The sequence below is a fragment of the Desulfovibrio sp. 1188_IL3213 genome (assembly GCF_036763145.1).
Taxonomy (GTDB): domain Bacteria; phylum Desulfobacterota; class Desulfovibrionia; order Desulfovibrionales; family Desulfovibrionaceae; genus Desulfovibrio.
Genome location: NZ_JBAIYR010000674.1, coordinates 1 through 845, shown reverse-complemented (window position 1 = coordinate 845; position 845 = coordinate 1). Strand labels below are relative to the sequence as shown.

General features: G+C 62.1%; 1 pseudogene. It reads right to left on the bottom strand.

What is annotated here, in order from left to right:
- Positions 1-845 (bottom strand): annotated as a pseudogene (locus V6C16_RS14455) (hypothetical protein); the annotation flags it as partial.

The window sequence follows — 845 nt, the reverse complement described above, 5'->3', positions numbered from 1 at the left end:
GCTGCGCGTTCTGCGCGCCCTGCGTATCATGGTGCTCCACACCCGTATCGTCGGCCATTGCGGACAGGGGCGCGCTGAAGGAATTGGCGGGGTCGTGCAACTGGTCGACAAGCTCCGGCGGCTCAATGGCAACGCCCTCGGCGTGCAAGTTCCACAGGGTGTCGTTGAATTCCGCCAGAAAATCCGGGGGCAGGGTTGCGACGTCCAGTCCGTCAAAGGTTATGCCTCTCATGCCGTTGGCGATAAGATCGTCAGAGCCGATGTCGTTGAGCCAGTCCCCATACTGGCTGACAAAGCTTTCGGCATCGGGCGCCTGAAGTATGAGCGTGTAGGTTCCGGCGCTGGCGCCGATGCCCTCGGTCTTGACGTTGAGGCTGCCCGGCTCAACCGCGCCGTTGAGGGTGAGGGTGTTGTCGCCACGGCTCAGGTTGATCTCATTGCCGTTGCCCTTGATGTCACCGTTGATGATCACACTGTCGTTGCCCGCACCGGTGGTGATAATGTTTTGACCGCCGTTTTCGGCCTGCATGGCGATGCCCTGGCCGTTGTTGGCATTCAGGGTGATGCTGTCGCCCGGGCCGCCCGCCTTGGAGCTGCCAGTGATGTAGTTTACGGAGTTGCCGCCATCGGCCCACATGGCAATAGCCTTTTCGGCACTGTCCGCTGTGGCGGTAATGGTGACGGTCACCGGGCCGCTGCCGGGCTGTATGAGATTGATGCCGCCGTCTGTGGCAGCCATGCCATAACTGTTGCTGCTGCCGTTGGCGGTAACGTCCACCTCGCCGCCGATGGCCTTGATGGTATTGGAGCCGCCGTTGGCGGCCGCCATGCCGTATGCGCTGTCG